Source organism: Bibersteinia trehalosi USDA-ARS-USMARC-188 (assembly GCF_000521725.1).
In the GTDB taxonomy this organism is placed as follows: Bacteria; Pseudomonadota; Gammaproteobacteria; order Enterobacterales; family Pasteurellaceae; genus Bibersteinia; species Bibersteinia trehalosi.
Genome location: NZ_CP006954.1, coordinates 844,567 through 857,162 on the forward strand (window position 1 = coordinate 844,567; position 12,596 = coordinate 857,162).

Annotated in this window: 12 protein-coding genes; 7 read left to right on the plus strand and 5 right to left on the minus strand. The window is 38.7% G+C overall.

All coding sequences use genetic code 11. The annotated features are described in order from the left end of the window. Nucleotides 1-83: 83 nt before the first annotated feature. From F542_RS04015 to prfB, 3 genes are all read right to left on the minus strand, one after another. Nucleotides 84-1,397: an NCS2 family permease gene (locus F542_RS04015; protein ID WP_015432802.1), complete on the minus strand. Its 1,314-nt coding sequence runs from the start codon at nt 1,395-1,397 to the stop codon at nt 84-86. Nucleotides 1,398-1,576: 179 nt separating this feature from the next. Then, nucleotides 1,577-2,764: a cystathionine beta-lyase gene (gene metC, locus F542_RS04020; protein WP_015432801.1), complete on the minus strand. Its 1,188-nt coding sequence runs from the start codon at nt 2,762-2,764 to the stop codon at nt 1,577-1,579. A gap of 13 nt (nt 2,765-2,777) precedes the next feature. Further along, a protein-coding gene (gene prfB / locus F542_RS04025; RefSeq protein WP_131928121.1) for a peptide chain release factor 2 occupies nt 2,778-3,876 on the minus strand; the annotation gives its coding sequence in 2 pieces (ribosomal slippage) (nt 2,778-3,800 and nt 3,802-3,876; 1,098 coding nt in all). Between the two features lie 277 nt (nt 3,877-4,153). Here prfB and F542_RS04030 point away from each other — a divergent pair. Further along, a complete protein-coding gene (locus F542_RS04030) occupies nt 4,154-4,399 on the plus strand; it encodes a DNA translocase FtsK (protein ID WP_015432799.1) in 246 nt (81 codons plus the stop codon). A 53-nt stretch (nt 4,400-4,452) separates the two neighbouring features. On the opposite strand, the gene F542_RS04035 is transcribed toward F542_RS04030, so the two are convergent. Further along, complete coding sequence (locus tag F542_RS04035) at nt 4,453-5,151, minus strand: virulence RhuM family protein (protein WP_015432798.1); 699 nt, start codon at nt 5,149-5,151, stop codon at nt 4,453-4,455. 155 nt (nt 5,152-5,306) lie between these two features. On the opposite strand from F542_RS04035, the gene F542_RS04040 reads away from it, so the two are divergent. The 6 genes from F542_RS04040 to cobB all read left to right on the plus strand — a co-directional run bounded on the left by F542_RS04040 (nt 5,307) and on the right by cobB (nt 11,882). Further along, nucleotides 5,307-6,053, plus strand: coding sequence for a PP2C family protein-serine/threonine phosphatase (locus F542_RS04040; protein ID WP_015432797.1), 747 nt, complete (start codon nt 5,307-5,309; stop codon nt 6,051-6,053). Between the two features lie 62 nt (nt 6,054-6,115). Continuing rightward, on the plus strand, nt 6,116-6,946 hold the full coding sequence (locus tag F542_RS04045) for an SIR2 family NAD-dependent protein deacylase (protein ID WP_015432796.1): 831 nt from the start codon (nt 6,116-6,118) through the stop codon (nt 6,944-6,946). A 66-nt stretch (nt 6,947-7,012) separates the two neighbouring features. Next, nucleotides 7,013-8,374, plus strand: a complete 1,362-nt coding sequence (locus F542_RS04050) for a DUF262 domain-containing protein (RefSeq protein WP_015432795.1) — start codon at nt 7,013-7,015, stop codon at nt 8,372-8,374. Nucleotide 8,375: 1 nt separating this feature from the next. Then, nucleotides 8,376-10,292, plus strand: a complete 1,917-nt coding sequence (locus F542_RS04055) for a DUF262 domain-containing protein (RefSeq protein WP_015432794.1) — start codon at nt 8,376-8,378, stop codon at nt 10,290-10,292. A 214-nt stretch (nt 10,293-10,506) separates the two neighbouring features. Next, complete coding sequence (locus tag F542_RS04060) at nt 10,507-11,058, plus strand: LbetaH domain-containing protein (RefSeq protein ID WP_015432793.1); 552 nt, start codon at nt 10,507-10,509, stop codon at nt 11,056-11,058. A gap of 101 nt (nt 11,059-11,159) precedes the next feature. Then, nucleotides 11,160-11,882 carry a Sir2 family NAD+-dependent deacetylase gene (cobB, locus tag F542_RS04065; protein ID WP_015432791.1) on the plus strand — a complete coding sequence of 241 codons (723 nt, stop codon included), beginning with the start codon at nt 11,160-11,162 and terminating at the stop codon, nt 11,880-11,882. Between the two features lie 56 nt (nt 11,883-11,938). On the opposite strand, the gene F542_RS04070 is transcribed toward cobB, so the two are convergent. Beyond that, nucleotides 11,939-12,580 carry a curli polymerization inhibitor CsgI-related protein gene (locus tag F542_RS04070; protein ID WP_015432790.1) on the minus strand — a complete coding sequence of 214 codons (642 nt, stop codon included), beginning with the start codon at nt 12,578-12,580 and terminating at the stop codon, nt 11,939-11,941. Between the last annotated feature and the right edge of the window lie 16 nt (nt 12,581-12,596).

Here is a 12,596-nt window from a genome sequence, read left to right on the forward strand (position 1 = left end):
TATTCTTTTTTGGAATATATTGTTTGAGAGAAAAAGAAAGCCCTGCTGCTCAGCAGGGCTCTAAATAAAGAGAGTAAGATAGATTATAAGGCAAAGCCTAACGCGTAGAATGCGACTAAAATAACAGCAATAATTACCGTGCCAATATTTAATTTATTAAATTCACCAGCAAGTACTCGGCCTACAACTAAAGTGGCAAAACCTAACATAATCCCTGTTACGATATTAGCAGTTAGCACAATAAATACGGCACAAACCAGCCCTGCCATCGCACCAATGAAATCATCAAAATCTAATTTAGACACATTGCTTAACATTAATAGACCTACATACATTAATGCAGGTGCTGTTGCATAGCCTGGTACTAGAAATGCCAATGGCTGGAAGAAAAGCATTAATAAGAATAACGCCCCAACAACCACAGCAGTTAAACCTGTCTTACCACCAACGGCTGTTCCTGCTGCAGATTCAATATAAACGGCAGCCGGTGCAGTACCGAATAAACCAGAAAGAATGCTACCCATTGAGTCAGAGGTTAAAGCTCGACCTCCATTGATGATTTGCCCGTCTTTATCTAGTAAATTGGCTTGCCCAGCAACCGCTCGAATTGTGCCTGTAGCATCAAAAATAGCGGTCATAACTAAAGCAAAAATCACAGGCAATACGGCGGCATTTAAAGCACCCATTACATCTAATTCAAGGAAAAGTGATTGTTCACCGAAGCTTGGCATTTTGAAAACTTCACCACCGAATTTGACATTTGGATCGAAAATTAAACCGATTGCTGTAATGGCAATGATGACCCATAAAATAGAGCCTTTGACTTTCAACCGTTCTAAACCAATGATTGCCGCTAAACCAAATAACGACATAATGACAGGGAATGAGGTGAATTCTCCCATTTTTACTGGTAAACCAGCATCATTGCCTACGACTAAACCTACGCCATTTGCTGCGATCAACAGCAGAAATAAGCCAATTCCTATTCCTGCGCCATGAGCAATACTTGATGGTAGGTTTTTTAAGATCCAAGAACGGATGCCTGTCACAGAAACAATCGTGAAGATTACCCCCATTAAGAAAATTGCACCTAAGGCAACAGGAATACTAATTCCTTGACCTAATACCAAGCTAAAAGCTGTGAATGCAGTAAGAGAGATAGCACAGCCAATTGCCATTGGCGCATTTGCCCATAAACCAATTAACATAGAGCCAAGTCCGGCTACCAAGCAGGTGGCGATAAACACAGATTCAGCAGGGAAACCCGCAGCACTGAGCATATTTGGTACAACAATTACCGAGTACACCATTGCAAGGAAGGTGGTTAAACCAGCAATAATTTCTTGACGGACGTTAGAGCCGCGTTCAGACAATTGAAAAATAGCATTTAAGGACATAGTAGTAAGCGCCTTTAGTTTTGAAGGGATTAAAAATGGCGCGGATTTTACAGTAACGCAAACGATTACGCAAATGTTTGTTGTCGTTGTTTTAGGCAAAAACAGAGAGAGAAGGGCGATTGGAGGTTCTCTCGCCTATATTGGATATTTTTACGAACAATCGGCGAGAGATAGACAATCTAAGCGATACGCTCAAAGCCTTTTTCTAAATCAGCAATTAAATCTTCCACCGCTTCCAAACCGATATGCACTCGAATTAATGTGCCTTCCAATTTCCGCTCAATTGTAGGGCGGATTTTGGCGATTTCGTTTGGTTGATTAGCGAGAATTAAAGATTCATAGCCACCCCAAGAGTATGCCATTGAAAATAGTTCAAAATGATCTAAGAAATTCGCAAGCTCTTCATCGCTTAATTTTTTGCAAAGTTCAAAGGAAAATAGACCGCTTGATCCTTTGAAATCACGGCTGAAGAAGGAATGTCCAAAACAACTTGGCAGTGCTGGATGGTAAACGGCTTTTACTTCTGGACGAGTAGCAAGCCAGCGCGCAATTTGGATACTGCTTTCGTGATGCTGCTGTAAGCGTACACCTAAAGTACGTAATCCACGAGCAGTCATATAAGCGGTATCCGCATCGATCATTTGCCCCATTAGGTAAGAGTGTTCACGTAGCTGATCCCAGCAACGTGCATTAGAAACAGCCGTTCCAATCATTGCGTCAGAATGTCCAACCAAGTATTTGGTGCCGGCTTGAATCGAAATATCAATACCGTATTCTAAAGCTGGAAAGAGCACGCCTGCCGACCAAGTATTATCGATCATAATTACGATCTCGGGATTTTTTGCGCGAGCAGCTTGTACAATTGATGGCACATCTGGCACTTCCATCGTTAGCGAGCTTGGACTTTCTAAAAAAAGCACTTTCGTATTCGGTTGAATGAGATCGGCAATACGACTTCCGAGCATCGGATCGTAATAAGAGGTGCTTATCCCCATTTTTTTCAGAATAATATTGCAAAAATCTTGCGTAGGCTCATAAGCCGCCCCTGTCATTAACACATGATCGCCCTGTGCCACAAAAGCAAGAATACTGTGGCTAACTGCTGCTGCTCCGCAAGGATAGAGATAACAGCCTGCTCCGCCTTCCAGCTCACACATAGCATCTTGAAGAGCAAAATGGGTTAGCGTGCCACGTCTACCATAAAATAATGCACCTTTATAACGGTTACGAGTGGCTTCTTTTTTATGCGCAACACTCTCAAAGACGAGTGATGAGGCACGTTGAATAACGCTATTTACAGCACCTTGTGTGTAGCGAGCCTTACGCCCAGCATGGATTAAGGCTGTTGAAAGGTTGTGTTTGCTCATTTTTCTTCCTCTTTTACAGTCCTGCCTTGAGGCTGGCTTCGACAAATTTATCCAAATCACCGTCTAACACTTGTTGGGTGGTACGATGTTCCACGCCGGTGCGGTGGTCTTTAATGCGTGAGTCGTCCAACACATAAGAACGGATCTGGCTACCCCAACCGATGTCAGATTTATTGTCTTCCATCGCCTGTTTTTCCGCATTTTTCTTGCTCATTTCCAGCTCGTAAAGTTTCGCTTTGAGTTGTTTCATCGCCTGATCTTTATTTTGATGTTGCGAACGACCGTTCTGGCACTGCACCACAATGCCACTCGGCATATGGGTAATTCGCACTGCCGATTCGGTTTTATTGACGTGCTGACCACCCGCCCCTGAGGCTCTATACACATCAATCCGCAAATCCGCAGGGTTGATTTCAATATCAATATCGTCATCGACTTCCGGATAAACGAAAGCCGCAGAGAATGAGGTATGGCGACCGTTATTGGCATCAAACGGGCTTTTGCGCACCAAGCGGTGAATGCCAGTTTCGGTTCTAAACCAACCGTAAGCATAGTCACCGGAAATTTTCACGGTGGCGGATTTAATCCCTGCCACATCACCGTCTGAGGCCTCCATCAGCTCGGCTTTGAACCCTTTGCTCTCTGCCCAACGCAAATACATACGCAATAACATTTCCGTCCAGTCTTGAGCTTCCGTTCCGCCTGAGCCGGCTTGCAAATCCAAATAGCAATCGGCACTGTCGTGTGGGCCGCTGAACATACGCTTAAATTCTAAATCGGCAAGTTTTTTCTCTAATTCGTCCGCTTCCACTTGGGCTTCATTGAAAGTATCTTCATCTTCGGCTTCCACCGCTAATTCAATCAAGCCTTCAACATCTTCAACACCTTGTTCTAGAGCCTTGATAGTATTCACAATTTGCTCTAACATTGCCCGCTCTTTGCCAAGTGCCTGCGCCTTTTCCGGCTTATTCCACACATCAGGTTGCTCCAGCTCGGCATTCACCTCTTCTAAGCGTTCGACTTTACTATCAAAGTCAAAGATACCCCCTGATCACCGCGGTACGCTCGCTTAAATCAGCCAGTTGGTTTTTAATTGGATTTAATTCAAACATTTTCTTTCCTTATTTTATGACTAAAGAGCGAGGATTATAGCGGAACTCAAGCAAGCGGTCGAATTTTCACAAATTTTTGCAAAAGGAGTTGTTTGCGAAACAAAATGTCGGGGCTTTAAATACAGTCTATTAAATTTAATCACGACAAGGAGCTAACAATGTTAAACCAAGTTAAACAATGCCTACAACAGACTGCAAATTCGTTTAAATTAACGATGCAAGGAGATCAAACAATTAAATCTAAGCTATCTGCAAATGAGAAAGCCTGTATCTTATTATGCAAAAATTGGAAAAAAACGCTAATCCTGAGGCACAGCTTATATTCGGTGGTAGTTTAACAGCAGAAAAATTACAACTGCTCGTACTATTTGGTTTTGATTATACTGATGAACGGTTGGTACAACTTTTTATTGAAGAGCTAAAACAAAATCCGCAAATATCAATTTCCTCACTTCAGCGTAAGTATTCGCTAGGTTTTAATCGTGCAGCACGAAATTTAGAGCTTGCAAAACAACATCTTTAAAAACAAGCGGTCGGTTTTGCGGGGATTTTGGCAAAATATGACCGTTTGTTTTGTTAAGATTGGATTTTCTCCGCCTCTTCCAAGAAACGGTTAAAATCGCTTTTAAAAGTACGATCTTGAATAACACGGAATTTATCATATTCACTTTCGGCTTTAATTTTTGCCATTTCTGCACTGATTTTGCCGTGATCTTGCAAAATAGGGTAATTCGACAACATTAAGAAATTGTTTAAGAAAGTTTCCCATTCTGCCATATTCATCAGAATTTGCCGCTTCGCTCGATTTTCAGCTAAATCCAAATAAGCCGAAACCAGTTGCTCAAAATAATCTTGCCCGAAGTGCTTACCTTGTTTGAGGCGTTTATCATCAAGCACAAAGCCTTTAATAATAAACTCTCGCAATGTATTGGTTGCCCAAATCCGAAATTGGGTTGCCTCACGGCTATTTACACGATAACCCACCGCAATAATGGCATCGAGGTTGTAGAAATCGACTTTTCGTTTCACCATTCGGGAACCTTCTTGGCGAACTATTTCCATTTTGGAAACGGTTAAAGATTGTTCAAGTTCTTCCGATTGATAAATGTTATCTAAATGCTTAGAAATGGCAGGAACTTCAACACCAAACAACTCCGCCATATTCTTTTGCGTAAGCCAAAAGGTTTCATCAAGGTATTGCACTTCAATTTCAACATCTTGTTGAGCGGAATAAAACAAAATGTTGGCACTGGTTGGGGGGGGTAAATTAGACATAACGTTCTCCTTTATTTGTGCATACTTTACTACAAAATCCACTTCACATTTTGAGGAATTTTGTGACACTCGTCCCAAATTTTTTATTTCTCCGACTTTTAATTCTCGCCATTAGCCTGTTTTTTTACGCTCTTTTTCATAAACAGGAATAACCAATGCCTTTTCAACTAACTTTCTGCCAGCAAGCCGGCAATCAGCACAAGAAAAATCAAGATGCCCTGTATAACGGCAAAGCGGTGTACCAATGGCAACTTAAAAATGCCGAAAGTTATCTGCTGGATAACGACAAAGTGATTTTCGGGATTGCAGATGGTGTTTCCAGCCACCCTCGAAATCATCTTGCCTCACATTATTTAATGGCGTTACTCAGCCAATGCCAATCCCTTGATAGCCAATGGTTGCGACAGGCTCACGGCGATTTTTGCGTGAAATTAGCGAAAGATTATTTTGGCATTTCTTGCACTTTTGTTGCTTGTGAATTACACCACAACGGCAGAGGACGGGTGGTTAATGTGGGCGACAGTCGAGCCTATAAAATTACGGCAAACGGGGAGTGGCAACAACTGAGTTTTGATCACACCATACTGGCTGAAATGAAACAGCAAGGCTTGGTTAAGGAAGGGAGCGATTATGCCTCAATGTATAACGGCTTAACCGATTGTATTGTTGCCGATTTTGACGCCGATGATTTCCGCATTCATATAGCCGAATTTCAACTGGAAAAAGGCGAGAGCATTTTGCTCTGTTCTGACGGCTTGCACGATCAACTCGCCCCGAAAGCTATTCAGGCGATTTGGGACGGATACGAAAGCCCATCTCATCGTCTGCAAATTTGCAGAAAAATGGTAAAAATGCACCGCTTGTATGACGATTTTTCTGCGGTGATTTGTGAAATTGTGTAATTAAAACGACATTATTTGTCGCATTGGTGCTTAAAATCCGCATAAAACAGAGGAGAAAAAAGATGAAAAACGATTTCCATTATGCCGCTGAATTAATCCGCAATGCAGACGGCATTTTAATCACCGCAGGGGCTGGAATGTCGGTGGACAGTGGCCTGCCCGATTTTCGTAGCGTGGGCGGATTGTGGAATGCCTACCCACCGCTCAAAAAATTTAATTTGCAATTTATGCAGATTGCCACACCGCTTGCCTATCAGGAACGCCCCGAGTTGGCAAAATGGTTCTACGCCCATCGCCTAAACCAATACCGCCAAGCCGAACCGCACCAAGGCTATGCCATTCTCAAACGCTGGGCGGAAAGCAAACCACACGGCTATTTCGTCTTCACCAGCAATGTGGACGGGCATTTTCGCAAAGCCGGTTTTTCGGAGGATCGGATTTACGAATGCCACGGCACGCTAGACCGCTTGCAATGTTTGGCAAATTGCAAAAATAAATCGTGGTGGGCGTACGACTATCAACCTGTAACTGACGATGAACATTGCCTTGTATTGAGCGAACCACCAACTTGCCCCGACTGCGGAGGACTAGCCCGCCAAAATGTACTGATGTTTAATGATTGGAGTTATGCTGAAGGCTACCAACTTACTAAAGAGCCACTGTTAGACGAATGGCTACGCAAAGCCCAACGCCCTGTGGTGATTGAAATTGGTGCAGGCAAAGTCGTACCAACTGTGCGTAATTTTTCCGAACGCACCGCCAAGCAGAAAAAAGGTGGTTTAATCCGCATCAACCCAATAGATGCCGGCGTACCAAAAATGCACTTTTTAAGTTTGGAAATGGGCGGATTAGAGGGGGTGAGAGGGATTGGTGAATGCTTACAAGCGGTCTAAATTCACCAAGACTTTGCAAATTTTGCTACAATAAAAACATTGAAATATTGTAATAAAGGATCTGAAATGAGCCAAAATAATACAGAAAAAGAAATTGCGGAAATTAGAAAAATTGAAGATGTTGTAAGAACGAAATTATCTATTCCTGATTATCAGCGCCCTTATAAGTGGTCGGTAAAACATATTGCCCAATTATTAAACGATCTCTATTTTCATTTTGAAAATGGCAAGAAAGTTTATCGAGTAGGTTCGGTTGTTATCCATACATATACAGGTAAAGATGAGAATGGTGAGTCTAAAACAAAATTCGATATAGTTGATGGGCAACAACGTTTAATTAGCCTTTCTTTAATTTTATTTTTATTGAGCAATGATAACACTTTTCCACTTTTATCTGAAAAGCTCTCACATAGTATTAGTGCGGATAATCTTATAAAAAATAAGGTTGCAGTAGAACAATTTATTCGAGATAGAGTACAAGATAAACAGGAATTTGCTACCTATATTTTAGAAACTTGCGAGTTTGTTTATATTGAATTAGGGGATATTGACGAAGCTTTCCAATTTTTTGATGCTCAAAATGCAAGAGGAAAATCGCTTGCACCTTACGATCTATTAAAAGCGTATCATTTAAGAGAACTTAAAGCAGATAAAGAGACGATTTATCAATGTGTAGAGAATTGGGAGCAAGCAGTAGAAGCTGAGATTGCTGATTTAAAAGAAATCATCAGTGAGACTTTATTTAGATTACGCCGTTGGAGTAAATATCAATCAGCTGAGCTTTTCACAAATAAAGAATTAGATACCTTTAAAGGTGCAAATCCTGATCAAAATTATCCTTATATTAGCTATCAATTAGCTAGTTTTAATTTATACAAAATGTATCAAGCATTTCCTATGTTAATAGACAGGCGTTTCAGTGAAATGAGCTTTCAATCTACTCAGCCGATTGTTAATGGAGAACTGTTTTTCCGTTATATAGAACACTATAGGAAATGTTACCTCTTTTTATTTGATAAACGTAATGGTTATCTTAATGAAAACGGTGTTATAAATGGTTTATCTGGTGGATTATTAGACTTCATTGATAGTTATCCAGGGGCATATCGGGTTGGGGATCGTTATATAAAAAATCTTTTCAAATGTCTGGTAATACTGTATTACGATAAATTTGGTAAAGATAAATTAATACAAGCTACGGAAAAGATTTTTAAATGGTGCTATAGAATCCGTTTGATGCAAGGAAGAGTTTACTATAGAACAGTAGAGAATGAGGTGTATAGCCCAAATAGTCTTTTCTCTCACTTAATACGATCTGATAACTCAAGAGAATTTTTGGAATTTATTATTGATGAATACAATATTGAATTTGATGGAGATAATAAAACAGGATTGGTTTCTCTGCTTAAAGGTAGCGAGGTAAAATAAAATGATAAATACTCAAGTAAGAACATTATGTGTAAAAGATTTATGTAATAATGATAAATATATTGTACCAATATATCAGCGCAACTATGCTTGGGGTAAAGATGAAATTGAATTACTTATTCAAGATATTTTAGAAGCTCTAAATAAAAATGAAAGTAAAAACTATTATATCGGTAGCTTAGTAGTGTCAAAACGTAAAGATGGATATGAAGTGATTGATGGGCAACAACGCTTAACTACACTAAAACTACTATTAAGTTATTATAATAAAAAAGAAAATGTCCATTTAGATTTTGAGCATCGTAATGAATCAAATGATAGTTTTAAAAACTTGCATTCTAAGCAATCTCAGAAAAATGCTATAGAGCAAGGATTTCAGATTATTAAGAACTATAATGAATTAGCTGAGAATGATAAAAAACAAAAATTCTTTGATTTTTTACTTGAAAGGGTCGTTATTCTTAGAACTGAAGTGCCGGAAGATACGGATCTTAACCATTATTTTGAAATAATGAATAATCGGGGAGAGCAATTAGAAAAGCACGAGGTATTAAAAGCAAGATTGATGGACAAGCTCCAAGAAAATGAAAGAGCTTTATTTTCCTTAATTTGGGATGCTTGTTCGGATATGAATGTTTATGCTATTAAGCGTTTCCCATATTCGAATGATGATAGCAAGAGTATTAGAACAAACGAGAATTTTTTTGGAGAATTTTGTCATTTGATACCATCAGACTTTGAAAAGATGCTCAGTAATTTCAATGTAGATTCTGATACCAGTGCTTCTGGTAGTATTTTAGACTTGTTATCAAGTTATAAGATTGAAAATAAAAAAGAGGTTAGTAATCAGAATTATGATGAAATTAGAGATGGTAGTTTTAATTCCATTATAGATTTTCCTAATTTTTTGATGATTGTGTTGAGGATTTTTACTTCAATTACAGAGACTAAAAAAGACATTCCATTAAATGATAAATTTCTTCTTGGGGCATTTAATAGTTATCTTGCTGAAGAGAAAATAAAAGAGTTTATTGTATGTTTATTGAAATGTAGATTGATTTTTGATAGATACATTATTAAATCTCGAGATGAAGAAGATAGTTGGTCTTTAAATGGTTTAAAAAAATATAGAAATGGTAAATATTTTTATTTCAAAGAGGTTAATACATTTGGTACAGCTTTTGAAAATAAAGAAAGAGAGCTAAAAGTTGTTGATGAAGGTGTTAATTATGATACAACTGATAGCCATACTAAAATAGTACAATTACTTTCTATGTTTCATACTGCATTTAGACAAAAAATATATAAAGAATGGTTGTATGATGTGTTATGTAGTCTTTATAAAAACGATTCTCTTAAAGATGAATATGGATTATCCCCTAGTTCGTATATAATAATATTAGAGGAATTGGCTTATAATTATTATATGGATGATGATAGACAGAAGTTATTTAATCAAAAAGGTCAATGTATACCCAGCTATATATTTAACTATTTAGATTATCTTCTATGGCGAGATTGGAATGATAAAGTAGGTAAGGATAATAAATTCGTACAGAAAGATAGCTTTGTTTTTTCTTTATCTAGAAATTCTATTGAACATTATTTACCCCAAAGTAGGAGAGATAGCTTATTGGATGATGTTGAGGACTCAGGTAATAAAAGAGATGATATTTTAAATAGTTTTGGCAATTTATGCTTGATTTCTCATTATCAAAATTCATCATTAAATGATGAAATTCCATCAGAGAAAGTAAAAAGATATGAATCAGGTAGCTTAAGATGTATTAGCCCAAAGCAAGCATTAATGCTAACTTATGACAAGTGGGATTCTATAAATATCAATAAACATAATGATGAAATGATGAAAATCTTTGATGAAGAACGTGATAGACTCTCCGAGTTAAAAAATAACTAATCTTATACAAACGGTGCAACTTTGCAAAAACTCTGCAAAATTGCACCGCTCTTTTTTTTCCTTTCTCCGACTTTTAATTCCCCTAATTAGCCTGTTTTAAGTGAGATATTTTTGTTTATTTCTGCAAAAGAATATCGAAAAAATTTCTTTTATGCGACATAAAATATCGTACATCTACATAAAATAGAAGTATCCAATAAAACAGGAGTCACAAATGAAAAAATACAGCTTAATTGAAAGTGATCGTAGCAATGAGAAGCAAAAACTGTATCAAATCAAATCCTTAAAGACTTTTACAACCAGTAATGGTACAAAAGTTAAAGCAGGGGATTTAGGCGGTTTTATCAGTGGTGAGCATAATTTGTCGCACGAGGGAAATTGCTGGGTGGCGAATAATGCGGAAGTGTGGGATCAGGCTTGTGTTTCTGAAAATGCTTATTTAGGTGGGTTTTCTTCATTAAGTGATCAAGTGCAGTTATATGGAAATGCTCAGGTCATCAGAGGGGAGATAAGTGGCAATGTCAAAATTTATGATAATGCCAAAGTCTCAGTTAAAGGGAGTATTGAAGATGAGGTGGAAATTTTTGGAAATGCCGCAGTAGTCGGAAAAGATACTTGGATTCGTGGTTCAGTAAAAATTTTTGACAATGCCCAAATTGGCGGAAATTCGTTTGGCAGTATTCGAATTTCTGATAATGTACAGATTTATGGTAATGCCAAAATTGAAGCAACGTGTGATATTAATGGAAATGTGGAAATTCAATGAAATTGCCCCTAATCTGACAATGGTAGCATTCTTTTCCATTCAACAACAACCTTATGCGTATTTTTTAGAACATAGCAATCTAGTAAAAGAAGGATAATAAAATGAAAAAAGATCTAAAAATCGTGGTTTTAACCGGTGCGGGAATTTCTGCCGAATCAGGCATTCGTACTTTCCGAGCCGAGGACGGTTTGTGGGAAAATCATCGGGTGGAAGATGTGGCAACGCCCGAGGGCTATAAACGGGATCCGGAGTTGGTGCAACGTTTTTATAATGAACGCCGGCGTAAGCTGTTTGACCCTGAGGTTCAGCCGAATGCCGCCCATTTAGCCTTAGCGAAATTAGAGGAAAAATTGGGCGAAAATCTGCTGATTGTGACGCAAAATGTGGATAATTTACACGAACGTGCAGGAAGTCGTAACGTCATTCATATGCACGGTGAACTATTGAAAGTCCGTTGTCCGAACAAAGGCACGGTGTATGATTGGCAAGGTGATGTGAAAGATGAAGATCGTTGTACTTGTTGCCAAATTCCACGCAAATTGCGTCCGCATATTGTCTGGTTTGAGGAAATGCCATTGGAGATGGACAGGATTTATTCCGCTTTAATGGAATGCGATATTTTTATCTCTATTGGTACATCAGGCAATGTTTATCCGGCTGCTGGTTTTGTGCAAGAAGCGAATAATTGGGGTGCCAAAACCATTGAGTTGAATTTAGAACCTAGTCTTGTTAAAAATGCGTTTCAAGAGGCGAGATATGGTAAAGCGAGTGAAATTGTGCCTGCATTTGTGACAGAAGTTTTAGAGGCAATTACTCAAGAATAAGCAAGCGGTCGATTTTGCAACATTTCCTGCAAAATCGACCGCTTGTTATGGAAAGATTATTGTTTCTTTGCCCAATCTAGGAAACGTTTTTGCGTTTCTTTGTCGGCTTGTTGGAACCAGTATTGTAGCTGTTGTTCAGCGATATTTTCGCCTTGTACCATCACTTTCCCTTTGGCTGCTTTGCCATTGCTTGCAATAGCGATTGGCATTGCCGTTGCGGCTAGTCCTTTAATCGCTGCTTTATTTTCAGCAGCATTATAAGCAGCGATGTTATCCACAATGTTGGCATTTGGCATAAAGCCCTCGCCTTTTAAAATATCTTGCTGAGATTCAATTTGCTTACCTGAGGCAGTACTTACTTTTAATACGGGGGATTGTTGGAATTTTGCGACATCATTTTTAGTCGTGAGATTTGGGGCTGCGATCACAATATTTTCATTGCTCCCTTTAAAGGTGACTATAATCGGAGAAGATTCATAGAAACTTTCATCTGAACCTGAGCTATAAATGCTCGTGACTTCAACTACCGCTTGATGTGTTTGGTTTTCGTTTACTTGCAGTGTGGGGGTGTTTTTTTTCACTTTTTGCCCATCAAAAGCAAGAAAACTAATATTTGAAGAAGATGTTAAGGTAGCAGTTAAACCGAGCGTGCTAGCACTTAATGCAGCAATCGCAATCGCGATTCGACCTAATTTCATAAATAGCTCCTATGAG

What these genes read in the sequence shown, in the direction of transcription:
- metC (WP_015432801.1), bottom strand. Translation starts at nt 2,764, where the DNA reads ATGAGCAAACACAACCTTTCAACAGCCTTAATCCATGCTGGGCGTAAG.
- F542_RS04050 (WP_015432795.1), top strand. Translation starts at nt 7,013, where the DNA reads ATGAGCCAAAATAATACAGAAAAAGAAATTGCGGAAATTAGAAAAATT.
- F542_RS04055 (WP_015432794.1), top strand. Translation starts at nt 8,376, where the DNA reads ATGATAAATACTCAAGTAAGAACATTATGTGTAAAAGATTTATGTAAT.
- F542_RS04045 (WP_015432796.1), top strand. Translation starts at nt 6,116, where the DNA reads ATGAAAAACGATTTCCATTATGCCGCTGAATTAATCCGCAATGCAGAC.
- F542_RS04060 (WP_015432793.1), top strand. Translation starts at nt 10,507, where the DNA reads ATGAAAAAATACAGCTTAATTGAAAGTGATCGTAGCAATGAGAAGCAA.
- F542_RS04015 (WP_015432802.1), bottom strand. Translation starts at nt 1,397, where the DNA reads ATGTCCTTAAATGCTATTTTTCAATTGTCTGAACGCGGCTCTAACGTC.
- F542_RS04040 (WP_015432797.1), top strand. Translation starts at nt 5,307, where the DNA reads ATGCCTTTTCAACTAACTTTCTGCCAGCAAGCCGGCAATCAGCACAAG.
- F542_RS04070 (WP_015432790.1), bottom strand. Translation starts at nt 12,580, where the DNA reads ATGAAATTAGGTCGAATCGCGATTGCGATTGCTGCATTAAGTGCTAGC.
- F542_RS04030 (WP_015432799.1), top strand. Translation starts at nt 4,154, where the DNA reads ATGCAAAAATTGGAAAAAAACGCTAATCCTGAGGCACAGCTTATATTC.
- F542_RS04035 (WP_015432798.1), bottom strand. Translation starts at nt 5,151, where the DNA reads ATGTCTAATTTACCCCCCCCAACCAGTGCCAACATTTTGTTTTATTCC.
- cobB (WP_015432791.1), top strand. Translation starts at nt 11,160, where the DNA reads ATGAAAAAAGATCTAAAAATCGTGGTTTTAACCGGTGCGGGAATTTCT.